This window comes from Mesorhizobium sp. P3_A9, assembly GCF_056402975.1.
On sequence record NZ_JBFUGJ010000001.1, the window covers coordinates 120,840 to 147,773 of the forward strand.

Below are 26,934 nucleotides of genomic sequence, written 5' to 3' on the forward strand. Positions count from 1 at the left end.
CGGAGACGGATTATGCCTTCGGCACGAAGGGCGCAGGGCGCCGGCCAGCCGCCTGGCGCTCGAGCATCCAGCCGGGATATTCGGCCGGCAGCGCGCTGACCTCATCGAGCTTGGCGAGATCGTCCGCATCGAGCTCCACTTCAGTCGCGGCGAGGTTCTGTTCGAGCTGATCCATACGGCTGGCGCCGATGATGACGCTCATCACGAAAGGCTTGGCCAGGACATAGCCGAGCGCCACCGTGGCGACGCTGACATCATGCTTCTTCGCGATCTCGCGCATGACGGCGACGGCCGCCCAGGCACGGTCCTCGTTGACCGGCGGGAAGTTGAAGGACGCGCGGCGGCCCTCGCCATTACCGGGCGCGCCGGGGCCGTATTTGCCGGAGAGCAGGCCGCCGGCCATCGGCGACCACACCATCAAGCCGAGTTTCTCCTCGTTGATCAGCGGCACGATCTCGCGTTCGAGGTCGCGGCCGGCGATCGAATAATAGGACTGGATGGTCTCGAAACGGGCAAGGCCCTTGCGGTCGGCGATGCCGAGCGCCTTGGCGATCCGCCACGCCGCCCAGTTCGACACGCCGACATAGCGGACCTTGCCGCTGGCAACGAGATCGTCGAGCGCTCGCAGCGTCTCGTCGATCGGTGTCACCGTATCGGTGCCGTGCAACTGATAGAGATCGATGTGACCGAGTTGCAGCCGTTCGAGGCTGGCATCGACCGCATCCATGATGTGGCCGCGCGACGAGCCGCGGTCATTCGGCCCGTTGCCCATGGCGCCATGCGCCTTGGTGGCGATCACCACGCTCGATCTGGCGACGCCGAGATCGCGAAGCGACTGGCCGAGCAGACGCTCGGACTCGCCGAAGGAGTAGACGTCGGCCGTGTCGAAGAAATTGACCCCGGCGGCGATCGAGCGGCCGACGATCTCGTTAACGCCCTTCTGATCGAGGCTGGCGATCAGGCCCCATTGGGCATTCTGGCCGGCGGCGCCGAAAGTCATGGTGCCGAGGCACAGTTCGGAGACGAACATCCCCGTATTTCCAAGCTGGTTGTAACGCATGGCGAAGGCTCCAGGAGACTATGTGATGACGCCAAACAAATAGGAACGGTACGTTTCGTTTCCAGTGGTGGTGTAGCCACCTTGCCAAACTGGACCAACACCTGCGGTTTGTTAGCGGCTCCCAAAAATCGCCGAGCCAACCCGCACGCTGGTGGCGCCGAAGGCGATGGCCGTCTCATAGTCGCCGGACATGCCCATCGACAGTTTTGCGACGCTGGCCTCACGCGCCAGTTTTTCCAACAAGGCGAAATGCGGGCCAGGATTCTCGTCGGCCGGCGGAATGCACATCAGGCCTTCGATGGCGAGGCCGTGGACATCGCGGCAGCGGGCGACGAAGGCGACGGCGTCGCGGGGTTCGATGCCGGCCTTCTGCGGCTCGGAGCCGGTGTTGACCTGGACATAGAGTTTTGGAGCGCGGCCTTGCCGGGCAATTTCCTTGGCGAGTTCGGCGGCGATTTTGTCGCGGTCGACCGTTTCGATGACGTCGAACAGCGCCACCGCTTCCTTGGCCTTGTTCGATTGCAGCGGGCCGATCAGATGCAGTTCGATATCGGCAACGGCCTGCTTCAGATCAGGCCATTTGCCTTGCGCCTCCTGCACGCGGTTCTCACCGAAGACGCGTTGGCCGGCCTCGATCACCGGCTGGATGTCGGCGGCGTCAAAGGTCTTGGAGACGGCCACCAGCGTCACTGCGTCGGCTTCGCGGCGGGCCTCCTGCTCGGCGGCGGCGATCTTCGCCTTGACCGCGAAAAACTGCTGAACGGTGTCACCCATATGCAAATCCCGCTGTTTTGACTCGCGTTTTTAGCCGCCGCGATACCCATATGGTTGACGGGTTTGCCAAACCATGGTGAACACCCGGACCACATTCCCTGAACCGCCGAGCTGTCGCCCGCGGTTCGCGCCTGCTTTTAAGTGAAAAACGTCCCATGGCAACCGAACGATACAATCCGCGCGCGTCAGAGCCCAAATGGCAGAAGGCCTGGGCCGAAAAGAAGCTGTTCGAAGCGCACAATGACGACCCGAAGCCGAAATACTACGTGCTGGAAATGTTCCCGTACCCGTCGGGGCGCATCCACATCGGCCATACCCGTAACTACACGATGGGCGACGTGGTGGCGCGCTACAAGCGGGCCAAGGGGTTCAATGTGCTGCACCCGATGGGCTGGGACGCCTTCGGCATGCCGGCAGAGAACGCGGCGATGCAGAACAAGGTCCATCCCAAGGAATGGACTTATCAGAACATCGCCACCATGCGCGAGCAGCTCAAGGTCATGGGCCTCTCGCTGGACTGGGCGCGCGAATTCGCCACCTGCGATGTCGACTACTACCACCGCCAGCAGATGCTGTTCCTCGATTTCGTCGAGAAGGGGCTGGTGACGCGCAAATCCTCCAAGGTCAACTGGGACCCGGAGGACATGACGGTGCTCGCCAACGAGCAGGTCATCGACGGGCGCGGCTGGCGCTCGGGCGCGCTGGTCGAACAGCGCGAGCTGACGCAGTGGTTCTTCAAGATCACCGATTTCGCACAGGACCTGCTGGATTCGCTCGACGGCCTCGACGAATGGCCCGAAAAAGTGAAGCTGATGCAGCAGAACTGGATCGGCCGTTCGGAAGGCCTGCTGATCCGCTGGCCTCTGGCTGTCCCAGATGCTGGCAAGATTGGCGACGGCGAGCATGAGCTGGAAGTCTACACGACGCGGCCCGACACCATTTTCGGCGCCTCCTTCATGGCCGTCGCAGCTGATCATCCGCTGGCCAAGAAAGCCGCCGAGAACAATCCGGAACTGGCGAAGTTCATAGAAGAGATACGCCATATGGGCACTTCGGTGGCAGCGCTGGAGACGGCCGAGAAGAAGGGTTTCGACACCGGCATCCGCGTCGTCCATCCTTTTGACGACAGCTGGACGCTGCCTGTCTACGTCGCCAATTTCGTGCTGATGGAGTACGGCACCGGCGCTATCTTCGGCTGCCCGTCCGGCGACCAGCGCGACCTCGACTTCGCCAACAAATACGGCCTGCCGGTGATTCCGGTGGTGATGCCCGAGGGAGCCGACGCGAAGACCTTCCAGATCACCGAGGAAGCCTATGTCGACGACGGCGTGATCATCAATTCACGCTTCCTCGACGGCATGGAGCCGGACCGCGCCTTCGACGAGGTGGCGAAGCTGCTGGAGCAGAAGACGATCGGCAACCGGCCTATGGCCGAGCGCAAGGTGAATTTCCGCCTGCGCGACTGGGGCATTTCGCGCCAGCGTTACTGGGGCTGCCCGATCCCGATGATCCATTGCGAGGCTTGCGGCGTGGTGCCGGTGCCGAAGGCCGACCTGCCGGTCAAGCTGCCGGACGATGTCGATTTCGACCGGCCGGGCAATCCGCTCGACCGGCATCCGAGCTGGCGCCATGTGAAGTGCCCGCAATGCGGTGGGGATGCGCGGCGCGAAACCGACACGATGGACACGTTCGTCGATTCGTCCTGGTATTTCGCCCGCTTCACCGCGCCCTGGGCGCATGAGCCGACCGATCCCAAGGCGGCCAATGAGTGGCTGCCGGTCGACCAGTATATCGGCGGCATCGAGCATGCGATCCTGCATCTACTCTATTCGCGCTTCTTCACCCGCGCCATGCGCGAGACCGGCCATGTCGATCTGGCCGAGCCGTTCAAGGGCCTGTTCACGCAAGGCATGGTGGTGCACGAGACCTACCGCGTCGGCTCGGCTTCGAATGGCCGCTGGCTGGCGCCGACCGAGGTCAGGCTGGAGGGCGTCGACGGCGAACGCCGCGCCTTCGACATCGCCACCGGCGAGGCGGTCACCATCGGTCCGCTCGAGAAGATGTCGAAGTCGAAGAAGAACACGGTGAGCCCGGAAGACATCACCGACGGTTACGGCGCCGACACGGCGCGCTGGTTCATGCTGTCGGATTCGCCGCCCGAGCGCGACGTCGAATGGACCGACGATGGCGCCGCCGGCGCGCATCGCTTCATGCAGCGCATCTGGCGCCTGGTGTCGACGGCGGCCGAGACGCTGGCAGGCGTCAAGCCGGTCGCCGCTGATGCCGGCGAGGCGGGAGCGGTCTCGAAGGCCACGCACAAGATCCTGAAGGCAGTCGGCGAGGACATCGAGAAGCTCGGCTTCAACCGTGCCATCGCCCGCATCTATGAACTGGCCAATTTGCTGACCACGCCGCTCAACGCGGTGGCGGAAGGCAAGGCCGATCCGGCACTGCAAGGCGCCTGCCGCGAGGCGGTGGAGATCCTGGTGCATCTGGTCGCGCCTGTCATGCCGCATCTGGCCGAAGAGTGCTGGGAGACGCTCGGCGGCACCGATCTGGTCGCCGAACGGCCGTGGCCAGTCTTCGATCCGGCACTGGTCGTCGACAATGAAGTGACCTATCCGGTGCAGGTCAACGGCAAGAAGCGGGGGGATTTGACAATTGCCCGCGACGCGGACCAAGGTGCGGTCGAAAAAGCGGTATTGGCTCTCGACTTCGTGCAGAAAGCGCTCGAAGGTAAGGCTCCGCGCAAGGTGATCATCGTGCCGCAGAGGATCGTCAATGTCGTTGCCTGATCGGGAAAAGACAGAGCTGAGCCGTTTGCTGCGCCGCGCCGCGCTTGCCGGCCTAATCGGCTCGCTTGCGCTGGTTTCGGCCTGCACGGTGCGGCCGCTCTATTCCAACGCGCCTTTGTCGCCCGGCTCGAACGCGACAGCCAATTCCGAACTAGCGTCGATCGCCATCAAGCCGGTCAAGACGCGCTATGCCCAGCAGGTGCGCAACAATCTGATCTTCGGCTTCGGGCGCGGCGCCGGCGAACCGGCATCGCCGGTTTATTCGCTCGACCTCACCGTGACCGAGGCGGTCGAATCCTCGGCCCTCGTGCAGGTCCAAACCGATCAGGACGAGCCAACCGCCGGTTCGGTGACGCTGACCGCCAGCTATTCGCTGACGGACATGAAAACCGGCGCCGTCGTCACGGTCGGCAAGCGCGCGATCACCTCGTCCTTCGACAGGCCGCGGCAGGAATTTGCCTCCTACCGGGCGCAGATCGACGCCGAAAATCGCGCCGCGCGCGAGCTGGCCGAAGCCCTGCAACTGTCCATCGCCCAGGATCTGGTCCGGCACGGCAAGAAGACTGGCTAGCGCCACTTTTCCTGTCACGGAAGACGCCATCTCGGCCCGCTTTGCGCTGGCCGAGAGCTCCTTCTTTTTAGCCTCACGCATGTCGATCAGTGGATGATCATGGGTGAGGATCGTCGGCTCGAATCCGGCTCGTCCGCCGTCGCTGCGAAAGATGCATTTCGGTCGCTCCAAAGGCGCTGACGGGAAGCAACTGTTAACCACTCGCTCCCTATTGCTCAGCAGACGGTTCAGCGTGAGTCTTGAGAATGGAATCCAAGCGTTTTCCTCGGGTCAATTCATTGACAGTTTCGCCCGATAATCCCGAGGGTGAGCGTTTGAACAACAAGGCGGATGGCCAGCGGGCCGGCGCGGCCAGGGCTGGCAATCCCCCGCCGCCTCTCGATCTCGGCGGCAACGAAAGCCCGGCCTGGCAGGACTATTTCTTCCTGGCGCCCAATGTGCGGTTCACGCGCACGCCGGACTATGAAGCCAGCACACGTCAGCCGCGCCAGATTACCCCCGAGCAAGGCGAACCGCCGGCGCGGCAAGCAGTCGCACAGCCTGCTGCGGCGCCGTCGTCCGCAGTCTCGCCCCCGTCATTGTCGGCGGCGGTGCAAAGCCGGAATTCGGCTTCGGTGGCCGCTCGGCCACCTGCGGACAACAGAGCCGCGACGCATGGGAGGCCGCCAGCACCGGGTGCGGCAGCCGTTCCGCCAAGGCATGTTGGCGAAGATGCACGGGCTGCTGCGCCGGCGGGTGCGAGAACAGCGGTCGCGGCACGTGCATCCGCACCGGCATCGTCTGCCCAGGCAATGGCGGCGCCGGTCAAAACAACAGGTCGCGAAACCGTACGCTGGCCCTATCTGTCGAATCACGTCTTCTTCGAACTCATGGCGCCTTACATGATCGAGAGCCCGTTGCCGGCGCCGCGGGCGGTTCCGGCTTCGCGCCCGGCAGCGCCGGTTGTCTCCCCACGGGTCGACATCCGCGCCGCCACGGCCGATCCGACCGCGTTGTTCCGGATCATTGAATGCCTTCCAGGCCAGCAGGCTCCGTCGACCTTGCCGGAAGTCCGCCCTGCCAACTCGAACGAAGCGGTGGTTCAACCGGCAGCGAGCAGCGCACCGCAACGGACCCGGGTGAAGGTGGCAATTCCGTCTGCTGTCAGCAACGGCGTTCCGGCGCAGGTCACGCAAGGCGCGGAGGAGACCGTGTCTGCTCCGGCAGCACGCGTGTCTTCGCCGCTGCCCGTGGTCGGCAAGATCGTGCCGGCCACGACAGGCGAGGCGTATGAACTTCCCTCGGAAGAGCTGCTGCAGCGGCCGCCGGAGGGACAGGGTTTCTACATGTCGCAGGAGCGGCTTGAGCAGAATGCCGACCTGCTGGAAAGCGTCTTGGAAGATTTCGGCGTGCGCGGCGAGATCATCCACGTTCGCCCCGGTCCGGTCGTCACGCTCTATGAGTTCGAGCCGGCGCCGGGCGTCAAATCCTCGCGTGTCATCGGGCTCGCCGACGACATCGCCCGCTCCATGTCGGCGGTTTCGGCGCGCGTCGCCGTCGTGCCCGGCCGCAACGTCATCGGCATCGAGCTTCCCAACGAGACGCGCGAGACCGTCTATTTCCGCGAACTGATCGAATCGGAGGGTTTCCGCAAGACCAGCTGCAAGCTGGCGCTTTGCCTCGGCAAGACGATCGGCGGCGAGCCTGTCATCGCCGAGCTGGCGAAGATGCCGCATCTGCTCGTCGCCGGCACCACCGGCTCGGGCAAGTCGGTTGCCATCAACACCATGATCCTGTCGCTGCTCTACCGGCTGAAGCCGGAAGAGTGCCGGCTGATCATGGTCGATCCCAAGATGCTCGAACTCTCGGTCTATGACGGTATCCCGCATCTTCTGACCCCCGTCGTCACCGATCCCAAGAAGGCGGTTACCGCGCTCAAATGGGCGGTGCGCGAGATGGAGGACCGCTATCGCAAGATGGCGCGGCTCGGCGTACGCAATATCGACGGCTACAATGAGCGCGCCGCCCAAGCCCGCGACAAGGGCGAGGCGGTCGTCATGACCGTGCAGGCCGGCTTCGAAAAGGGCACCGGCGAGCCGCTGTTCGAGCAGCAGGAAATCGACCTTGCGCCGATGCCCTACATCGTCGTCATCGTCGACGAGATGGCCGACCTGATGATGGTCGCCGGCAAGGAGATCGAAGGCGCCATCCAGCGCCTGGCGCAGATGGCGCGCGCCGCCGGCATCCACCTGATCATGGCGACGCAGCGCCCCTCGGTCGATGTCATCACCGGCACGATCAAGGCCAACTTCCCAACCCGCATCTCCTTCCAGGTCACCTCGAAAATCGACAGCCGCACCATTCTGGGCGAGCAGGGCGCCGAACAACTGCTTGGCCAGGGCGACATGCTGCACATGATGGGTGGCGGCCGCATTTCTCGCGTGCACGGCCCCTTCGTGTCCGACGCGGAGGTCGAGCATGTCGTGGCGCATCTGAAGGCGCAGGGCCGCCCGGAATATCTGGAAACCGTGACAGCCGACGAGGACGAGGAAGAGATCGAAGACGACCAGGGCGCGGTCTTCGACAAGGGATCCGTTGCCGCCGAAGACAGTGATGCCGCCTATGACGAGGCGGTCAAGGTGGTGGTGCGAGACAAGAAGTGTTCGACGTCGTACATCCAGCGCCGCCTCGGCATCGGCTACAACCGCGCCGCATCGCTGGTCGAACGCATGGAAAAGGAAGGGCTGGTCGGCGCGCCCAACCATGTCGGCAAGCGCGAGATCATCATGGGGCGGCGCCCGCCGGTAGCCGCGCCTGACGATGACGGCGCGGAATGATCGGCGGCCCTTTCGGCGATAGGGCTTCTTCTGACGCGTAATAAAAAAGGCCGGTTGCCCGGCCTTTTCTCATTGAAGCAGTGCGACCTCAGCCGATCTTCTGGCCGGTCTTTGCCCAGTCTGCGGCGAACTGGTCCAGGCCCTTATCGGTCAGCGGGTGCTTGACCAGCGCCTTCAGCGTCGCCGGCGGTGCGGTCACGACGTCGGCGCCGATCAGGGCGGCCTGCTTGACATGGTTCACCGTGCGCACCGAGGCGACGAGGATCTCGGTCTGGAAATCGTAATTGTCGTAGATCTGCCGGATCTCCTGGATCAGCTCCATGCCGTCCGAACCGGTGTCGTCGACGCGGCCGACGAAGGGCGAAATGAACGAGGCGCCGGCCTTGGCGGCGAGCAGCGCCTGGTTGGCCGAGAAGCACAGCGTGACGTTGACCATGCGGTTCATCTGGGTGCGGATCGTCTTGCAGGCCCTCAGGCCGTCCAGCGTCAGCGGCACCTTGATGCAGACATTGGGGGCGATCTTGGCCAGCACCTCGGCCTCCGCCATCATGTCCTTGTACTCGCTCGCCACGACTTCGGCCGAGACCGGGCCGGCGACGATATCGCAGATCTGTTTGGTGACGTCGGCGATCTTGCCGCCGGATTTGAGGATCAGCGACGGATTGGTGGTGACGCCGTCGAGCAGCCCCAGATCGTTGAGCTCACGGATATCCTTGATATCGGCGGTGTCGACAAAAAATTTCATGGCGGGTCTCCTGACGATTTCGTCGTGCTTGGGAAGGCACGTTCAGCGTTGCTCTTTGATCTAGACCAAAGTCGGGGCAAGGTCACGCCTCATGATCGAAGATTCGCCCTTTGTCGCAGCCGCACCGGTGCTGGTGCCGATGCCTGCCGAACGCCCCTACACCTATGCCGTGCCGGCCGGCATGCGCGTGGTGCCGGGCTCGATCGTGCGCGTGCCGCTCGGGCCGCGCCAGGTTGCCGGCATCGTCTGGGATGGCGCGGTCGAGAATATCGACGCGAAAAAGCTGCGCCCGATCGAACAGGTTTTCGACTGCCCGCCGATCGACCGCGCCATGCGTCGTTTCGTCGATTGGGTGGCGCAGTACACGCTGTCACCACCCGGAATGGTGGCGCGGATGCTGCTGCGTGCGCCGGAGGCCTTTGATCCGGAACCCTGGATCGAGGGGCTGCAGCGCACGCTCATTGTTCCCGACCGCATGACCGATGCGCGGGCGCGCGTGCTGGAAACGGCCGAGGGCGGGCTGGCCTGGACACGCTCGGGTCTGGCGCACGCCGCCGGTGTGTCGTCGACGGTGATCGAGGGGCTGAAAGCGCAAGGCGTGTTCGAGACGGTGATGATCCCGCCGCGCCCGGTGGTGGCCGCGCCCGACTCGAGCTATGCCATACCGGAATTGATGCCGGATCAGAGCGACGCGGCGCTGATGCTGCGCGCCAATGTCGCGGCTGGCGTGTTCAATGTCGCGCTGCTCGACGGCGTCACCGGCTCCGGCAAGACCGAGGTTTATTTCGAGGCGGTGGCGGCCGCGCTCGACCAGGGCAAGCAGGTGCTGATCCTGCTGCCGGAAATCGCGCTCACCCACGCGTTCCTCGAACGCTTCCAGCAGCGCTTCGGCGCCAAGCCGGGCGAATGGCATTCAGACCTGCCGCCCAGGATGCGCGAAAAAGTCTGGCGGCAAGTGGCGGAAGGCAGCGTGCGCGTCGTTGCCGGTGCCCGCTCGGCGCTGTTCCTGCCGTTCAAGGAGCTTGGCCTGATCGTCGTCGATGAGGAGCACGACCCGGCCTACAAGCAGGAAGACCGGGTCTTCTACAATGCGCGCGACATGGCAGTGGTGCGCGGTCACATCGGCAGCTTTCCGGTCGTACTGGCGTCAGCGACACCTTCGGTCGAAAGCCGGGTCAATGCGAGCCAAGGCAAATACAACAGAGCCGTTCTCTCTGCCCGTTTCGCCGAGGCCGCACTTCCGCAGCTGAAGTCGATCGACATGCGCCGCGCGCCGCCGGCGCGGGGCGGCTTCCTGTCGCCGGTGCTGCTCGACCATATGCGCAAGACGCTGGAAAGGAAGGAGCAGTCGCTGCTGTTCCTCAACCGGCGCGGCTATGCGCCACTGACGCTGTGCCGGGTCTGCGGCCACCGTTTCGGCTGCCCGGTCTGCTCGGCCTGGCTGGTCGAGCATCGCTTTCGCGGGCAATTGGTCTGCCATCATTGCGGGCACAATGAGCGCCGCCCCGAAGCCTGCCCGGAATGTGGCACGCTCGATCATCTGGTCGCTTGCGGGCCGGGCGTCGAGCGCATCGCCGAGGAGGTCGTCACGCATTTCCCCGACGCGCGCACCATCGTTTTGTCATCCGACCTGATGGGTGGGGTGCGGCGGCTGCGGCTGGAACTGGAGGCGATCGCCGATGGCGAGGCTGACATCGTCATCGGCACGCAGCTGGTCGCCAAGGGGCACAATTTTCCCAATATGACGCTGGTCGGCGTCGTCGATGCCGACCTTGGCCTTGCCAATGGCGACCCGCGCGCCGCCGAGCGCACTTTCCAATTGCTCAGCCAGGTCACGGGTCGCGCGGGACGCACCGGCAAGAAGAGCCTTGGCCTGCTGCAAACCTTTCAACCCGAGCATCCGGTGATGCGGGCGATCGTCTCGGGCGATGCCGAGGCCTTTTACGAGCGCGAGATCGCCGAGCGCGAACGGGCGGCCTTGCCACCGTTCGGCCGGCTGGCCGGCGTCATCGTCAGCGCGGTGACGCGGGCTGAGGCCGAGGGCCATGCACGCGGCCTGCGCCGCGCCGCGCCCGAGGCGTCAGACCTGTTCGTGCTGGGGCCGGCCGAGGCGCCACTGTCCTTGCTTGGCGGCCGCCATCGCTTCCGCCTGCTGATCCAGGGCGAACGGCGCGCCGACATGCAAGGCTTTATCCGCGCCATGCTGGCCAACGGACCAAAGCAGCGCGGCTCGGTCAGGGTCCAGGTCGACATCGATCCGCAGAGCTTTTTGTAAGGTCGCGATATCGGCGATACGGTGCAGGCCAGCGAGAAACGGAAGATTACATGAAAACCCTTGGCCTTCTGGGCGGCATGAGCTGGGAATCGACGGCCATCTACTATCGCCTGCTCAACGAGATCGTGCGAGAGCGCCTCGGCGGGCTGCATTCGGCGAAACTGCTGCTCTGGTCGTTCGACTTTGCCGAGATCGCCGAGCGCCAGCATCACGGCGACTGGGACGGCGCCGGCGTGCTTCTTGTCGAGGCCGCGCGCAAGCTCGAGGCGGGTGGTGCGGAAGGCCTGCTTCTGTGCACCAACACCATGCACAAACTGGCCGACCAGGTGCAGACGTCCGTCTCCATCCCGCTGATCCATATCGCCGACGCCACCGCGATCGCGGTCAAGCGTGCCGGCATGCAGCGCCCGGCGCTTTTGGCGACGCGCTTCACCATGGAGCAGGATTTCTACAAGGGCCGGCTCGCCGATAAATACGGCCTGTCGCCAGTGGTGCCCGATGCCGCAGGCCGCGACATGGTGCATCGCGTCATCTATGACGAGTTGTGCCAGGGCATCGTCACCGACGCCTCGAAGACGGCTTACATAGAAGAGGCCGAACGCCTGCGCCGGGAAGAGGCTGCCGACAGCATCATCATGGGCTGCACCGAGATCACCATGCTGATCGGACAGGGCGATTTCGACATTCCGGTTTTTGACACGACACGCATCCATGCCGAGGCGGCAGTGGAATTCGCTCTGGGTTGATGCGGCTTTCCTAAAGTGCCCGGAGCCATCTGGCGCGGCTTTTTTCCTCCGCTAGAATGCCCGCAATTTCAAAACAGGCATTTTGAGGGGATAGTATGGATTTTGCGCTTCCGTGGCCGACGAGCCAGGGCGAATGGCTGGCCTGGTCGAGCGCCGTCTTCACCGTGCTGCTTGGCCTTCTGTTTTTTCTGGCGCCTGGCCTCGCCTTCCGCATCCTGCGCCTGCAGGCCAAGCCCGAGAAAGCAGCGGCGATTGCCGAGGGGCGGGGCAGGATGTCGGGCTTTTATCTCGGTGTCGGCCTGTGCTGCATCCTCTTGGCGCAGCCGCTGGTTTACATGGCGCTCGGCTTCTCCTGGCTGTTCACCGCCTTCGGCCGGCTGCTGTCGATGATGTCGGATGGCGCCAACACACCTTTCAATTGGGTTTCCATTGTGGTGGAATTGGTCTTGGCGGCATTGCCGCTCGCCTTTGCCTTCGGCTTTGTGCCTTGAATCCTTAGCTATTCCGGGGCGCAGGGCGAGACTCTTTTGCCGGATGCGACAATAGTGCCTGAAAACCATGCGGAACGACGCATTGCGGTCTTAAAATGCCTGTGCTAGACGGCAATCGACTTTCGGCCGGGGATAGCGGAAGCCGCGCCTCCGTGCTTGAAAAAATGCAGTAAGGTCAAAGATTTAGCCAGAGTTTTTGCTCGCGCCAACAATCTGCGGCCTGTCAGACAAGAGAAAAGACGGTCCGTGGCTCAATCGTCATCGCCAATCTCAGGTGTTGCAGAACGCTACGCGGGTTCGCTGTTCGAACTCGCGCGGCAGGCAAATTCGGTCGCCAAGGTCGAGGCCGACCTCAACAGTTTCGAAGCCATGCTCGAAGGCAGCGCCGACCTGACCCGCCTGATCAACAGCCCGGTGTTCTCCAGCGAGGACCAAGCCAAGGCTATCGCTGCGATCGCCGACAAGGCGGGGATTACCGGCCTCGCCGGCAATTTCCTGCGCGTCGTCGCCCAGAACCGGCGGCTGTTCGCCGTTCCCGGCATGATCAAGGCGTTCCGCCAGATTGCTGCCGAAGCGCGTGGTGAGACCACTGCTGATGTCACGTCGGCACATGAGCTGACGGCGGCCCAGCAAACAGAACTGAAGGCCGCGCTGAAAAGCGTTGCCGGCAAGGACGTGGCCATCTCCGTCACCGTCGATCCGTCGCTGCTCGGCGGGCTGGTGGTCAAGATGGGCTCGCGCCAGATCGATACGTCGCTCAAAACCAAACTCAATTCGCTCAAGCTTGCACTGAAAGAGGTCGGCTGATGGACATCCGCGCCGCGGAAATTTCCGCAATTCTGAAAGACCAGATCAAGAATTTCGGCAAGGAGGCCGAGGTCTCCGAAGTCGGACAGGTGCTGTCCGTCGGTGACGGTATCGCCCGCGTCTACGGCCTCGACAATGTCCAGGCCGGCGAAATGGTCGAATTCCCCGGCGGCATCCGCGGCATGGCGCTCAACCTCGAAGCCGACAATGTCGGCGTCGTCATCTTCGGTGCCGACCGCGACATCAAGGAAGGCGACATCGTCAAGCGCACCGGCGCCATCGTCGACGTTCCGGTCGGTCCAGGCCTGCTCGGCCGCGTCGTCGACGCGCTCGGCAACCCGATCGACGGCAAGGGCCCGATCAAGGCGACCGAACGCAAGCGCGTCGACGTCAAGGCGCCCGGCATCATCCCGCGCAAATCGGTGAACGAGCCGATGTCGACCGGCCTCAAGGCCATCGATGCGCTGATCCCGGTCGGCCGCGGCCAGCGCGAGCTGGTCATCGGCGATCGCCAGACCGGCAAGACCGCCATCATCCTCGACACCATGCTCAACCAGAAGTCGGTGCACGACAACGGTCCCGAGAAGGAAAAGCTGTACTGCGTCTACGTCGCCGTCGGCCAGAAGCGCTCGACCGTCGCGCAGTTCGTCAAGGTTCTGGAAGAGCGCGGCGCGCTCGAATATTCGATCATCGTCGCCGCCACCGCTTCCGACCCGGCGCCGATGCAGTTCCTGGCGCCGTTCGCCGGCGCCACCATGGGCGAATATTTCCGCGACAACGGCATGCACGCGCTGATCAGCTACGACGATCTGTCGAAGCAGGCCGTCGCCTATCGCCAGATGTCGCTGCTGCTGCGCCGCCCGCCGGGCCGCGAAGCCTATCCTGGCGACGTTTTCTACCTGCACTCGCGCCTGCTCGAGCGCGCCGCCAAGCTCAATGACGATCTGGGCGGCGGATCGCTGACCGCTTTGCCGATCATCGAGACGCAGGCCAATGACGTGTCGGCCTACATCCCGACCAACGTGATCTCGATCACCGACGGCCAGATCTTCCTCGAAACCAACCTGTTCTTCCAGGGTATCCGCCCTGCGGTGAACGTCGGCCTCTCGGTCAGCCGCGTCGGCTCGGCCGCGCAGATCAAGGCGATGAAGCAGGTTGCCGGCTCGATCAAGGGCGAGCTCGCGCAGTACCGCGAAATGGCGGCCTTCGCGCAGTTCGGCTCGGATCTCGATGCCGCCACGCAGCGCCTGCTCAACCGCGGATCGCGCCTGACCGAACTCCTGAAGCAGCCGCAGTTCTCGCCGCTGAAGACGGAAGAGCAGGTCGCTGTGATCTTCGCCGGCGTCAACGGCTATCTCGACAAGCTGCCGGTCAACCAGGTCGGCAAGTTCGAGCATGGCCTGCTCAGCCACATGCGTGCGGCGGGCAAGGACGTTCTCGATGCCATCCGCAAGGAAAAGGCACTGTCGGACGATCTGCGCGCCAAGCTGAAGGCCGAGATCGACGCTTTCGCCAAGACCTTCGCCTGAGCGAAGCGACAAGACGGGATCAGGTTTGAAGCATGCCTTCATTAAAAGACCTTCGTAACCGTATCGCCTCGGTCAAGGCGACGCAGAAGATCACCAAGGCGATGCAGATGGTCGCCGCGGCGAAGCTGCGCCGTGCGCAAGAGGCCGCGGAAGCGGCGCGCCCCTATTCGGAGCGCATGGGTTCCGTGCTGGCCAACATCACCCAGGCGATCGGCGGCGGCGGCGATGCCCCGGCGCTGATGACCGGCACCGGCAAGGACAACGTGCACCTGCTCGTCGTCTGCACCGCCGAGCGCGGCCTGTGCGGCGGTTTCAATTCGCAGATCGCCCGTCTTGCCCGCGACCACATCCGCCGGCTTTTGGCCGACGGCAAGCAGGTCAAGATCATCTGCGTCGGCAAGAAGGGTTTCGACATCCTGCGCCGCGATTACGCATCGATGATCATCGACCGTGTGGATCTGCGCGAGGTCAAGACGCTCCGTTTCGTCAACGCCGACGCGATCGCCAAGAAGGTCATCCACCTCTTCAACGAGGGCGGCTTCGACATCTGCACGCTGTTCTATTCGCAGTTCAAGTCGGTGATCAGCCAGATCCCGACCGCACAGCAGATCATTCCGGCCGGTGTGGCTTCGGCTCCAGCCGAGGCGGTGGATGGCGGTAACGCCGTTTACGAATACGAACCGGAGCCGGGCGAAATCCTCTCCGACCTCATCCCGCGCAACATCTCCGTGCAGGTTTTCCGGGCGCTGCTCGAAAACGCCGCCGGCGAAATGGGCGCCAAAATGAGTGCCATGGACAATGCGACGCGCAACGCCGGCGAGATGATCAACAAGCTGTCGATCACCTACAACCGCCAGCGGCAGGCGCAGATCACCAAGGAACTGATCGAAATCATTTCGGGCGCCGAAGCGCTCTAGGCGCGGTCCGCGGGTCATCGACCCGCGACCGGACCGCGTTAGAAACAAAGGACGAAAAAGGGTAAAGACGATGGCGAAAGCAGCGACCCCCAAGACGGCGGCCCCCAAGGCAGCCGCCGCAAAGACCGCAGCCCCGGCGAAGGCAGCCAAGGCTCCGGCGGCAGCCGCGAAGGCAGCTCCGGCAAAGACGGCGGCAGCGCCGGCCAAAACCGCGGCGGCCAAGACTTCGGCTGTTGCCACCAAGGCAACCGGCGTTGTCGGCAAGGTTCGCCAGGTCATCGGCGCCGTCGTCGACGTGCAGTTCGGCGATCACCTGCCGGCGATCCTGAACGCGCTCGAGACGACCAATGTCGGCAACCGCCTGGTGCTCGAAGTTGCCCAGCATCTCGGTGAAAACACCGTGCGCTGCATCGCCATGGACTCGACCGAAGGTCTGGTGCGCGGCCAGGAAGTGCGCGACACCGGCGCGCCGATCACCGTTCCGGTCGGCCCGGGCATGCTCGGCCGCATCATCAACGTCATCGGCGAGCCGGTCGACGAAGAAGGCCCGGTCGATGCGACCGAAATGCGCTCCATCCACCAGCCGGCTCCGACCTATGTCGAGCAGTCGACGGAAGCACAGATCCTGATCACCGGCATCAAGGTGCTCGACCTGCTGGCGCCTTACGCCAAGGGCGGCAAGATCGGCCTGTTCGGCGGCGCCGGCGTCGGCAAGACCGTGCTGATCCAGGAGCTGATCAACAACATCGCCAAGGCGCATGGTGGTTATTCGGTGTTCGCCGGCGTTGGCGAGCGCACCCGCGAAGGCAACGATCTCTATCACGAATTCATCGAATCCGGCGTCAACAAGAAGGGCGGCGGCGAAGGTTCCAAGGCCGCGCTCGTGTACGGCCAGATGAACGAGCCGCCGGGCGCGCGCGCCCGCGTCGGCCTGACCGGTCTGACGGTTGCGGAATATTTCCGCGACCAGGGCCAGGACGTGCTGTTCTTCGTCGACAACATCTTCCGCTTCACGCAGGCGGGTTCGGAAGTGTCGGCTCTGCTCGGCCGTATCCCGTCGGCCGTCGGCTATCAGCCGACGCTCGCCACCGACATGGGCGCGCTGCAGGAACGCATCACCACCACCACCAAGGGTTCGATCACCTCGGTGCAGGCCATCTACGTGCCCGCCGACGACTTGACCGATCCGGCGCCGGCGACCTCGTTCGCTCACCTTGACGCGACGACGACGCTCAACCGCGCGATCGCCGAAAAGGGCATCTACCCCGCGGTCGATCCGCTGGATTCGACCTCGCGCATGCTCGACCCGCTGGTCGTCGGCGACGAGCATTACGGCGTCGCGCGCCAGGTGCAGTCGATCCTCCAGCGCTACAAGTCGCTGCAGGACATCATCGCCATCCTGGGCATGGACGAGCTGTCGGAAGAGGACAAACAGACCGTGGCCCGCGCCCGCAAGATCGAGCGCTTCCTGTCGCAGCCGTTCTTCGTCGCCGAAGTGTTCACCGGCGCGCCGGGCAAGCTGGTCGACCTCGCCGACACCATCAAGGGCTTCAAGGGCCTCTGCAACGGCGACTACGATCACCTGCCGGAAGCCGCCTTCTACATGGTCGGCGGCATCGAGGAAGCGGTCGAGAAGGCACAGCGCCTGGCGGCTGAAGCAGCTTAATCAAGCGAATAGCGGATAGGGAGTAGCGAATAGGGCAAGGTGAGCCGAGCGAGTTTCTTCCCTACTCGCTACTCACTATTCCCTACTCGCTAAAGTGATCATGGCTGAAGCTTTCAAATTCGAACTGGTCTCGCCGGAACGCCTGCTGGTTTCCGAGCAGGTCGAATCCGTCGTCATTCCGGGCGCCGAAGGCGAGATGACGGTGATGGCGCATCACGCGCCGGTCATGACAACGATCAAGCCGGGTGTCGTCACGGTGAAGACCGCGTCGGGCGGCGAAGAACGCTATGTCGTGTTCGGCGGTTTCGCCGACATTGTTCCAGCCGGCTGCACGCTGCTGGCGGAATCGGCAGTAGCGGTGAAGGATGTCGACCGTGCCGACCTCACGCGCCGCATCCAGGAAGCCAAGGAAGACGCCACTGATGCCAAGGACGATCAGACCCGCAGCAAGGCGGAACAGTTCCTTAGCCAGCTCACTACACTGGAAGGCGCGCTCCTGCCGGCGTAAAAGTCGGTTTGGATGACTTGATGAAAAGCGGGGCCTTGCCTCGCTTTTTTGTTTGTTGGACAGTCCGGCTGACTTGGCGTGGGGGGACAGCCGATGACGCAGGAAGCAGACCAACCAGAAACGGCTTCCAGATCCCGGTGGTCGACGGCGCTGGTGTCGGCCTTTGGCGGACCGTTCGGCGGATTTCTGTGGATCGGCGCCGGCAGGCTGGCGCTCGCCAGCCTGGTGGCGGTCAGCGTCCTCAGTCTCGCGATCATCTACATCGGCTTTCCGGTGCTGCCCGGCGTCGATCTTACCTGGCTGGCCAATCTTTCAAGTATCGGCTTGATGATCTTGTGGGTGGCGCTTGTCGTGCCCTTCGCGTCCCGGTTCAAGCCGGACAAATGGTACGCGCACGGGTTTTGGGTGCTGGTGCTCGTCTTTCTCTCCTCACCCGTGCCCGCAATGGTGATCCGTTCGTTTCTATTCCAACCGTTTTCGATTCCGTCCGGCAGCATGGTGCCGACATTGCAGGAAGGCGACCATCTCTTCGTCTCCAAATTCGCCTACGGCTACAGTCGCTACAGCGTGCCATTCAATCTGCTGCCGATAGAAGGACGCATATTCGGCGCGGAGCCCAAGCGCGGGGATGTCGTGGTGTTCAAATTCCCGCCAGACCCCAGCGCGGATTACATCCAGCGGATCGTCGGTCTTCCCGGCGACAGGATTCAGATCGTCGACGGTGTGCTTCACATCAACGATGTGGCCGTCGGCCTTGAGGATGCCGGCACGTTCTCGTACGAGGAGAGGCCAGCCAAGCTTCAACGGGAGACCCTGCCGGGGGGCGTCAGCCATTTCGTTCTCAACCTGACGGACAACTCGATTGGTGACAATACGCGTGTGTTCGAGGTGCCCGAAGGCCATTATTTCGTACTGGGCGACAACAGGGACAATGCCTCCGACAGCCGGTTCACGGTAGGCTTCGTTCCCTACGAAAACCTTGTCGGCAAGGCCGTGCGATTGTTCTGGAATTCGCAAGGCACGGATTACGCGTCCCGGCAGACGTTGGACGGTTCGGCTGCCAGATAGGCCCAAACCACATTGGGTCCGACTCGACTACTCGCTTCCTATGCCGAGCGCAGCGAAGGCCAGGGTGGGACCATCCCGTCGCAGGTGGACGAGATGCACGGCCACGAGTTCGATCAGCGTCTGGCGCTCGGCGTGCTCCCCAGCGAAGCCGGCAAGGTCGAACACCGCCGTCACGGTCTCATTCGCCGGTAGCTGTTGGCTCAAAAGCGCCGTCAGTGCCGCGTCGAGCGGATCGGTGAAATGGTTTTCGGGCAAGGTGTTTCCGCGCGCGGCGCAGGCGGCGATCCAGGCGGCAACCACCAGAGTGAGATGCACGAACTCGGTACCGGCTTCGAGGCACTCGAGGGCGGACGCGATGATGCGCTGGGGCAGCTTCTGGCTGCCATCATTGGCGATCTGCGCGGTGCGGTGGGCGAGCGCGGTGTTTGAAAAACGCTCGGCAAGCTCGGCTGTATAGGTTTTTGTGTCGAGTCCGGCATCCTCCGGCAATGTCGGGATGGCTTCGGCCCAGAGCCCGTCGACGAACTGCCGGATCGCCGGATCGGCGAAGGCGCGGTCGACCGTGGCGTGGCCGCTGAGCAGGCCGAGATAGGCGATGCCTGAATGCGCGCCGTTGAGCAGCCTGAGCTTCATGTCCTCGAAGGGGGCGACATCCCCAACCATGGTAACGCCGAATTTCTCCCAAGCCGGCCGACCCGCCGGAAAATTGTCTTCGATGACCCATTGGCGGAAGGGTTCGGTCATAACAGGCCAGGCATCCTCGACGCCGAGTTGTCCCGCGATCCGCGCCCGGTCGGCATAGGTTGTCGCCGGCACGATGCGGTCGACCATGCTGGAGGGAAACGCGACTGCATCGGCGATGTGACGGGCGAGCCCGGCATCGCGCAACGCCGCGAATTCGGTCAGCAGCCGGTGCAGTGTGGCGCCATTGGCCGGCAGGTTGTCGCAACACAGCACGGTAAAGGGCGGTGTTCCCGCGGCCAGCCTTCGGGCAAGCGCTTCGGTCAGAAAACCATGCGCGGTCTTTGGCATCCGCGGATTGGCCAGATCGTGGATGATGTCGGGATGGCTGGCGTCCAGTCCGCCGCCCGCCGCCCTGAGATAGGCCTTCTCGGTGATCGTCAGCGTGACGATGCGGGTGCGAGGATCGGTCAGCGCGGCCAGCACCGCACCGGGGTCTTCCGGGGCCACCAGCAGCGACTGGATCGAGCCGATGACGCGCAGCTCCTCCTCGCCACTGCTGCGGATCGCCAGCGTGTAGAGCCCGTCCTGCGGCGTCAGCGCGTCGCGCGTGTCGGGGCTGCGCAAGGAGACGCCAACGATGCCCCAGTCCGTTTCGCCTGCAGCCAGGCAGTCGTCGACATAGGCGGCCTGATGGGCGCGATGGAAGGCGCCGACACCAAGATGCACCATGCCTGGGGTAACCTTGCCGCGATCATATAAGGGGATTTTGGTCCCCTCGGGCAGCTGTTGTAGCGTGGCGTCGGACAGATGGCTTCTGGTCATCACGATACCGGGGCTGAGGGCTTGGGGACGCGGCGGATGACAGGCGGCGTAACACCTGTTTGCGCCTGCCGCAAGGATGCCGCTTTGCCAGCGCACATTGACTTCGCCTTGGCCCGAACGTACCGGTATCCAGACTGGAAGGAGCCGCTTTCCCCATGGTCGCGCTGACCGATCCGGACCTGCTGTTTCCATCCGAAGCGCATTCGCGCTCGCTTGCCCGCGACCTCTATGCCGGCATCAAGAACCTGCCCATCGTCAGCCCGCACGGCCACACCGATCCGCGCTGGTATGCGCTCAACGAGCCGTTCCCGGATCCGGCGCAATTGCTCATCGTGCCCGACCACTACATCTTCCGCATGCTGTTCAGCCAGGGCGTGCGGCTCGAGGATCTCGGTGTGGCGACCCTGGACGGCGCCCCGGTCGAGACCGACGGCAGGACGATCTGGCGGCGCTTTGCCGAGCACTATTATTTGTTTCGCGGCACGCCGACCCGGCTGTGGCTCGATCATGTGCTGGCCGATCTGTTCGGCATTGAAGAGCCGCTGAGCGCCGAGACCGCCGACCGCCATTACGACACGATCGCGACGCTGCTGCAGTGGGAGAATTTCCGCCCGCGCGCTTTGTTCGAGCGCTTCAACATCGAGGTCATCGCGACGACGGAAGGCGCGCTCGACGACCTGAAATGGCACCAGATGATTCGTGACAGCGGCTGGGAGGGCCGCGTCATCACCGCTTATCGGCCGGACGCGGTTGTCGATCCCGATTTCGAAGGGTTTGCGGCCAATCTCGACCGGCTCGGCGAGATCACCGGTTGCGATACCGGCAGCTGGGCTGGCTATCTCGACGCGCATCGCCAGCGCCGCGCCTTCTTCAAGAGCTTTGGCGCGACCTCGTCCGACCACGGCCATCCGACGGCCGAGACCGCCAACCTTTCCGATGCGGCTGCCCAGGAGCTGTTCAACCGCATCCGCCACGGCTCGGACGATGAGCGCGAGCGAAAGCTGTTCCGAGCCCAGATGCTGACCGAGATGGCCAAGATGAGCCGGGATGACGGGCTGGTGCTGCAGATCCATCCTGGCTCCTGGCGCAATCACTCGCCTGGCATCTTCCAGAAGTTCGGCCGCGACAAGGGTTTCGATATTCCGACGCGGACCGACTATGTGACGGCGCTGAAGCCGTTGCTCGACTGCGTCGGACTGGAGCGCGACCTGACAATCATCGCCTTCACGCTCGACGAAACCAGCTACGCACGCGAATTGGCGCCATTGGCCGGCGTCTATCCGGCGCTCCGGCTCGGGCCGGCCTGGTGGTTCCACGACAGTCCGGAAGGCATGCGCCGCTTCCGCGAGATGACAACGGAGACGGCCGGCTTCTACAACACTGTCGGCTTCAACGACGACACCCGCGCCTTTCCCTCGATCCCGGCCCGCCACGATGTGGCGCGTCGCGTCGACTGCGCCTTCCTGGCGCGGCTCGTCGCCGAACACCGGCTGCGCGAAAACGAGGCGCATGAGCTGGCCGGTGAATTGGCCTATACGCTCGCCAAGAAAGCCTATCGGCTCTGATGCATGCCGATGCGATTACCGTTGGCCAGCCGTCGACGATGAGGAGATGACGATGACAAAGATCTTCGCCCATGCCGGCGAGAGCGACTGGACGCCGACGTCTGACGGCAACAGGCGGCGGGTTCTCCTCTCCACCGATGAATTGATGCTGGTCGAATTCGGTTTCGACAAGGGCGGTGTCGGTGCCCTGCATTCGCATCCGCATGTCCAGTCAAGCTATGTCGCCGAGGGCCGGTTCGAGGTGACAATAGACGGCCAAACCGAAATCCTCGGGACAGGCGGCAGCTTCATCGTGCCGTCGGGTCTGGTGCACGGCGTCAAGGCGCTGGAAGCGGGGCGGCTGGTTGACAGCTTCACGCCGCACAGGGCCGATTTTCTCACCTGAAAGCGCGAGCGCCCGCATGGTCACGGCGACCGGCGGCGAGCAAGCGATGCGTGGCCTCGAGAATGGCCTCGACCGGTGCGTCGGCGACGTCAGCCCTGCGTCCGCGTCTCGGCGCCGTCACCACCTCGACCATGTTCGACAGCGGCCGCCACCGCTCCAGATTGGCGCCGTTGTTGACGATCACCGTCGGTGTCATGACCGTGGCGAACAGGTGCCCCAGACCGCCTTCCATGCCGACATAGGCAGCCGCCATTTCGCCGAGCGCCAGCAGGAGATCGCCGAATGCCTCGACATCGAGCCCAAGGTCGGGACCGATCATCGTGAGCCGGCTTTCCCTGGCGGCCAGGCTCTGTGGCGTCGGTCCCTTGCCCGGGGTGACCAGATACAGCACGTGATAGCCGGCATCGATGAGATTGCGGGCAACGGCTGATATCTGGTCCTCGCTCATGAACTTGTTGCCCCTGGCGTTGCCGCCAAGCAGGACCAGCGGACGGTCGTCGGCGCCGACGAGCCGGCGCGCCATGGTCCGGGCGGCCGGCGGAACATCGAGCCTGTGGTCGAAGGGCAGGTGGCGGCCGGCGAGGCGCTCGATCAGCCTGTGGTAGCGCCAGGCGTTGTGTTCGGGCCGCAAGGTCCATCGGGTGCCCCGGCGCAGCGACAGGAGATAGCCGGCAAAATTGGGCTCGTAGTGAACGCCGCGGCCGAGAAGCTGCAATCCGGTGACCATCAAGCCGGGCACGCCCGTCCGGAAGTCGACGACCGTCTTCTGTCTGCCCGGCCGTGCGAATTCAGCGAGAATGTCGGAAAGCGGCTTCAGCCTGAAGTCGTCGACCAGGGGAGCGGCATGCTTGTGCAACATGCCCATGAGCGAAGACTTGCCCTGGCAACCATAGACGATATGGCTTTGTGGGAAGGCCGTTCTCGCCGCCCGCAAGGCCGGGATCCGCAGCAACCCATCCCCGAGGGCGTCGTTGCGGACGTAGAAAATCAGCAGCGGCGCGGGCAAGTCCATGGTCGGGCGGATCCGTTAGGGCTATGGCGTCGAGAGGGGAGCCAGCTTCGGAAAAAATGCAAGAAGACAGCAAACCCCGGCTGAATCCAGAGGGAATATGCGCCAGACGTAACATTATGAGCGATAGCCGGTATCGCCGCCGCCCCGCCTCGTCATTTCGGCATTGATGTCGGTCAGGTGATATGCCGGAGCAGGCCGAAGAGCCGCTCGAACGTCTTGCCATAGGGCGGGCGCAGCAGGGCGCCGGCGCTCAAGCGCGACTGCAGGAAAACCGGCTTCTCCTTGCTGAAGGTGCGGAACCCCCATTCGCCGTGATAGGCGCCCATGCCGCTGGCGCCGACACCGCCGAAGGGCTGGTTTTCCTGCACCAGATGCAGCATGCAGTCGTTGATGGTGACGCCGCCGGCGACGGTCTCGCGCAGGATGCGCTGGCGGTTGCCGCTGTCGTTGCCGAACCAGTAGAGCGCCAGCGGCCGGTCGGCCTGGTTCACATGGCTGATCGCCTCGTCGACGGTGGCGTATTCGACGATCGGCAGCACCGGTCCGAAAATCTCCTCGCGCATCAGCCGCAGGTCCGGGCCGGCATTGCGGACCAGGGTCGGTAGCAGCTTGCGGCTCGTGGTGCCGAGATCTTCGCCGGCTGGGTTGATTTCGATGACATCGGCGCCGGCATCGCGGGCTTCCGCGATCATGGCGTGCAGGCGCTGAAAGTGCCGGTCGCTGATGATGGCGGTATAGTCGGGGTTGTCGCGCAGGGTGGGGTAGAGCTTCGCGATTGCCGTTGCGAGCTTCGCGGCGACCGCGCTTGCCTGTCCCTTCGGCACCAGCAGATAATCCGGCGCGATGCAGGTCTGCCCGGCATTGAGCAGCTTGCCATAGGCGACGCTGGCTGTTGCCGCATCGAGATCGCAGGAGGGGTCGAAGATTGCCGGCGACTTGCCGCCGAGCTCGAGCGTAACCGGGGTCAGGTTGGCGGCAGCGGCCATCGCCACATGGCGGCCGACCGCGGTCGAACCGGTGAACAGCAGATGATCGAAGGGCATCGATACGAAGGCCTTGCCCATCTCGGCATCGCCGGTGATGACGCTGAGCTCATCCGGGGCGAAATGCTCGCCGACAAGTTTGGCGAGCAATTCCGAGAAAGCCGGTGTCAGTTCGGACGGCTTGACCAGCACGCGGTTGCCGGCGGCGAGCGCTGCCGTGACCGGCGCGACGGCGAGCTGAAAGGGGTAATTCCACGGCGAGACGATGCCGACCACACCAAGCGGCTGCGGCAGCAGGCGATTTCGACCCGGCAGGAACGGCAAGGTGGTGGCGACACGACGCTCCCGCATCCAGCCTTTCAGATGAGACAGTGTGTGGCGGATGCCGGCGCGTACGACAAACAGCTCGGCAAGACGCGTCTCGTGTGTCGAGCGGCTGCCAAAGTCGGCGTTGATTGCGGCGCAGATCTCCGCCTCATGCTGCTCGGTCAGCGCCTGCAGGCGCTTCAGGCGGTCTTTCCGAACGCTCAGGTCCGGAAAGGGCCGCTTCTCGAAGGCGGCGCGCTGCAGCTGGAACCGTTCGCCGAGGACGTCCTGTCTCACCTGCAGCATCGTGCCCTCCCTGGCTCGTCTGGCCAAGCTTACATCCTAGCGCGTGAAGGAATCCAGCGGGGGTGCAGGTGTCGTTGGGGAAGGTGAGCCTTCGCTAGCCATGGCCAATCAGTCCTCCGTCGAGATGGAGTGGCCGTTCCGGTTGTGTTCCGAGACCAGCTGCGCTACTCCGAAGGCTCACGCGGAGAGTCTCTTGACCGGTTTCCACATCCTCTCCAATCCTCGCAAAATCGCTTCCCGTCCGGTGTCCGCCTGATGTCGGCGCAGGCAGCTAGCCTTCGGACCGAGGATCCCAAGCGGCGCGTCCTGAAGGACGTGTTCGGCTTCGACGATTTCCGCCCCGGGCAGGCCGATGTCATGGACGCGCTGCTGGGTGGGCGCCATGTGCTGGCCGTCATGCCGACGGGTGCGGGCAAATCGCTCTGCTACCAGGTTCCGGCGCTGGTTCTGGGCGGGCTCACCCTCGTCGTGTCGCCGCTGGTGGCGCTGATGCAGGATCAGGTCGCCGCCTTGCGGCTGGCCGGAGTGTCCGCCGACACGATCAATTCCTCGATCGACCGCGAGGCCAATGTCGCGGCCTGGCGGCGCGTAGCGTCCGGCCAGACGCGGCTGCTTTACCTGGCGCCGGAGCGGCTGATGACCGAGCGTATGCTCGAGGCGCTCTCGAGGCTCGAAATCAGCCTGATCGCCATCGACGAGGCGCATTGCATCTCGCAATGGGGACCGGCGTTCCGGCCCGAATATGAGGATCTGTCGCGGCTGCGGCACGTCTTTCCCAACGCGCCGATCATCGCGGTGACGGCGACGGCGGACGAGAGCACGCGCAGCGATATCGTGGCACGGCTGTTCGCCGAGCGCGTCGAGACCCTGGTGCTGGGTTTCGACCGGCCCAACATCAAGCTGGCGATCGAATCCAAACAGGACAGCAAGCGGCAATTGCTGCGTTTCATCGAACGCCATGCCGGTAAGAGCGGCATCGTCTACTGCCTGTCGCGCAAGAAGACGGAAGAGATGGCGGCCTTCCTCGAGAAGAACGGCGTCACCGCGCTCGCTTATCATGCCGGCATGAGCAAGGAGGCGCGTGAAGCGAATCAGAACGCTTTCATGACGCTGTCGGGCGTCGTCATGGTGGCGACCATCGCCTTCGGCATGGGCATCGACAAGCCTGATGTCGCCTATGTCTTTCACACCGATATGCCGGGCAGCCTGGAAGCCTATTATCAGGAGATCGGGCGTGCCGGCCGCGATGGGCGGGATGCCGAGGCGCATATGCTGTTTGGCCTCGGCGATATCCGCATGCGGCGGCTGTTCATCGACGACGAGGACGCATCAGCCGAGCACAAAAAACGATCGCACCAGCGACTCAACACCTTGATCGGTTATTGCGAGACGGCGCAGTGCCGCCGCCAGGTGCTGCTCGGCTATTTCGGCGAGGAGGCGCAGCCTTGCGGCAATTGCGACAACTGCCTCGACCAGGTGCCGCGCGCCGATGGTGCGGCCGAGGCGCGCATCATCCTGGTGGCCGTGGCGCAGAGCGGCGAGCGCTTCGGCGCCGCCCATGTCATCGACATCCTGCTCGGCCACGAGACCGAGAAGGTGCAGGCCAGAAGCCATCAGAGGCTAGCCTGCTTCGGCAGCGGCGCGGCGCAAAAGAAGGATTTCTGGATGTCGCTGATGCGGCAGCTGGTCGCGAACGGTTTCCTGGAGCCGGACCCGAGCGGCCATGGCGGGCTCGCCATCGCCGAAAAAGGTCATGCGCTTGGCCGCGGCGAGATGCCGTTCCGCTACCGTGTCGAGATGCGCAGCCGCGCCTTGCGCAAGATGCGAGCGGCCGAAGGTTCGGGTGCCGAAGGCGTCGACGCTTCGCTGCTGGCCACGCTCAAGACACTTCGCTTGCGCCTCGCCAAGGAGCGCCAGGTGCCGGCCTATGTGGTGTTTTCCGACCGCACCTTGATCGACATGGCCGAGCGCTGTCCGCGCGACCTCGACGCCTTCGCCGAAGTGAATGGCGTGGGGGCGGCGAAGCTCAAGGAGTTCGGGCAGATCTTTCTGAGCGCCATTGCGGCGCACCAGGCGGGTGGATCGGCCTGAAGGCCGTCCGCG

The 26,934-nt window shown here is 64.1% G+C and carries 21 protein-coding genes; 15 read left to right on the forward strand and 6 right to left on the reverse strand.

The annotated features are described in order from the left end of the window. Positions 1-10: 10 nt before the first annotated feature. Positions 11-1,060 carry an aldo/keto reductase gene (locus tag AC1DX0_RS00580; RefSeq protein ID WP_477221615.1) on the reverse strand — a complete coding sequence of 350 codons (1,050 nt, stop codon included), beginning with the start codon at positions 1,058-1,060 and terminating at the stop codon, positions 11-13. 111 nt (positions 1,061-1,171) lie between these two features. Then, positions 1,172-1,834 (reverse strand): YggS family pyridoxal phosphate-dependent enzyme, encoded by a 663-nt coding sequence (locus AC1DX0_RS00585; RefSeq protein ID WP_477221616.1) that lies wholly within the window; start codon positions 1,832-1,834, stop codon positions 1,172-1,174. A gap of 155 nt (positions 1,835-1,989) precedes the next feature. Here AC1DX0_RS00585 and leuS point away from each other — a divergent pair, with 155 nt between their 5' ends. The 3 genes from leuS to AC1DX0_RS00600 all read left to right on the forward strand — a co-directional run bounded on the left by leuS (position 1,990) and on the right by AC1DX0_RS00600 (position 8,016). Beyond that, entirely contained in the window at positions 1,990-4,629 is a 2,640-nt protein-coding gene (leuS, locus tag AC1DX0_RS00590) for a leucine--tRNA ligase (protein WP_477221617.1), read from the forward strand. Next, positions 4,616-5,200, forward strand: coding sequence for an LPS assembly lipoprotein LptE (locus AC1DX0_RS00595; RefSeq protein WP_477221618.1), 585 nt, complete (start codon positions 4,616-4,618; stop codon positions 5,198-5,200). The genes leuS and AC1DX0_RS00595 overlap by 14 nt, the downstream gene beginning before the upstream one ends. A 245-nt stretch (positions 5,201-5,445) precedes the next feature. Then, positions 5,446-8,016: a DNA translocase FtsK gene (locus AC1DX0_RS00600; protein WP_477221619.1), complete on the forward strand. Its 2,571-nt coding sequence runs from the start codon at positions 5,446-5,448 to the stop codon at positions 8,014-8,016. 88 nt (positions 8,017-8,104) lie between these two features. Here AC1DX0_RS00600 and fsa read toward each other — a convergent pair whose 3' ends face one another. Then, positions 8,105-8,761, reverse strand: coding sequence for a fructose-6-phosphate aldolase (fsa, locus tag AC1DX0_RS00605; protein WP_477221620.1), 657 nt, complete (start codon positions 8,759-8,761; stop codon positions 8,105-8,107). A gap of 91 nt (positions 8,762-8,852) precedes the next feature. Between fsa and AC1DX0_RS00610 the strand changes: the two genes are divergently transcribed. The 9 genes from AC1DX0_RS00610 to lepB all read left to right on the forward strand — a co-directional run bounded on the left by AC1DX0_RS00610 (position 8,853) and on the right by lepB (position 18,768). Then, positions 8,853-11,036, forward strand: a complete 2,184-nt coding sequence (locus AC1DX0_RS00610) for a primosomal protein N' (protein WP_477221621.1) — start codon at positions 8,853-8,855, stop codon at positions 11,034-11,036. Positions 11,037-11,086: 50 nt separating this feature from the next. Then, the gene (locus AC1DX0_RS00615) at positions 11,087-11,782 is read left to right on the forward strand and encodes an aspartate/glutamate racemase family protein (protein ID WP_477221622.1); all 696 of its coding nucleotides are present in this window, start codon (positions 11,087-11,089) and stop codon (positions 11,780-11,782) included. A gap of 95 nt (positions 11,783-11,877) precedes the next feature. Then, positions 11,878-12,273 (forward strand): AGROH133_08824 family phage infection protein, encoded by a 396-nt coding sequence (locus tag AC1DX0_RS00620; RefSeq protein ID WP_069090425.1) that lies wholly within the window; start codon positions 11,878-11,880, stop codon positions 12,271-12,273. A gap of 246 nt (positions 12,274-12,519) precedes the next feature. Continuing rightward, positions 12,520-13,080 (forward strand): F0F1 ATP synthase subunit delta, encoded by a 561-nt coding sequence (locus tag AC1DX0_RS00625; RefSeq protein WP_477221623.1) that lies wholly within the window; start codon positions 12,520-12,522, stop codon positions 13,078-13,080. After that, the gene (atpA, locus tag AC1DX0_RS00630) at positions 13,080-14,609 is read left to right on the forward strand and encodes a F0F1 ATP synthase subunit alpha (protein WP_172222567.1); all 1,530 of its coding nucleotides are present in this window, start codon (positions 13,080-13,082) and stop codon (positions 14,607-14,609) included. Before AC1DX0_RS00625 ends, atpA begins: the two co-directional genes overlap by 1 nt. A gap of 32 nt (positions 14,610-14,641) precedes the next feature. Next, positions 14,642-15,526, forward strand: a complete 885-nt coding sequence (locus AC1DX0_RS00635; RefSeq protein WP_027043027.1) for a F0F1 ATP synthase subunit gamma — start codon at positions 14,642-14,644, stop codon at positions 15,524-15,526. A 70-nt stretch (positions 15,527-15,596) separates the two neighbouring features. Then, on the forward strand, positions 15,597-17,192 hold the full coding sequence (gene atpD / locus AC1DX0_RS00640; protein ID WP_477221624.1) for a F0F1 ATP synthase subunit beta: 1,596 nt from the start codon (positions 15,597-15,599) through the stop codon (positions 17,190-17,192). 100 nt (positions 17,193-17,292) lie between these two features. Beyond that, positions 17,293-17,700: a F0F1 ATP synthase subunit epsilon gene (locus AC1DX0_RS00645; RefSeq protein ID WP_477221625.1), complete on the forward strand. Its 408-nt coding sequence runs from the start codon at positions 17,293-17,295 to the stop codon at positions 17,698-17,700. Positions 17,701-17,925: 225 nt separating this feature from the next. Continuing rightward, entirely contained in the window at positions 17,926-18,768 is an 843-nt protein-coding gene (gene lepB, locus AC1DX0_RS00650; protein WP_477354033.1) for a signal peptidase I, read from the forward strand. 27 nt (positions 18,769-18,795) lie between these two features. Here the strand turns inward: lepB and AC1DX0_RS00655 are convergent, their stop codons facing one another. Next, a complete protein-coding gene (locus AC1DX0_RS00655) occupies positions 18,796-20,274 on the reverse strand; it encodes a mannitol dehydrogenase family protein (RefSeq protein WP_477221626.1) in 1,479 nt (492 codons plus the stop codon). Between the two features lie 155 nt (positions 20,275-20,429). Here AC1DX0_RS00655 and uxaC point away from each other — a divergent pair, with 155 nt between their 5' ends. Then, on the forward strand, positions 20,430-21,839 hold the full coding sequence (uxaC, locus tag AC1DX0_RS00660) for a glucuronate isomerase (protein ID WP_477221627.1): 1,410 nt from the start codon (positions 20,430-20,432) through the stop codon (positions 21,837-21,839). Positions 21,840-21,885: 46 nt separating this feature from the next. Next, complete coding sequence (locus AC1DX0_RS00665) at positions 21,886-22,224, forward strand: cupin domain-containing protein (RefSeq protein ID WP_477221628.1); 339 nt, start codon at positions 21,886-21,888, stop codon at positions 22,222-22,224. On the opposite strand, the gene AC1DX0_RS00670 is transcribed toward AC1DX0_RS00665, so the two are convergent. Further along, on the reverse strand, positions 22,217-23,236 hold the full coding sequence (locus tag AC1DX0_RS00670) for a glycosyltransferase family 9 protein (protein WP_477221629.1): 1,020 nt from the start codon (positions 23,234-23,236) through the stop codon (positions 22,217-22,219). The genes AC1DX0_RS00665 and AC1DX0_RS00670 overlap by 8 nt on opposite strands. A gap of 173 nt (positions 23,237-23,409) precedes the next feature. Beyond that, on the reverse strand, positions 23,410-24,831 hold the full coding sequence (locus AC1DX0_RS00675; RefSeq protein WP_477221630.1) for a coniferyl aldehyde dehydrogenase: 1,422 nt from the start codon (positions 24,829-24,831) through the stop codon (positions 23,410-23,412). A 255-nt stretch (positions 24,832-25,086) separates the two neighbouring features. Here AC1DX0_RS00675 and recQ point away from each other — a divergent pair, with 255 nt between their 5' ends. Further along, positions 25,087-26,922 (forward strand): DNA helicase RecQ, encoded by a 1,836-nt coding sequence (gene recQ, locus AC1DX0_RS00680; RefSeq protein ID WP_477221631.1) that lies wholly within the window; start codon positions 25,087-25,089, stop codon positions 26,920-26,922. Positions 26,923-26,934 lie beyond the last annotated feature (12 nt).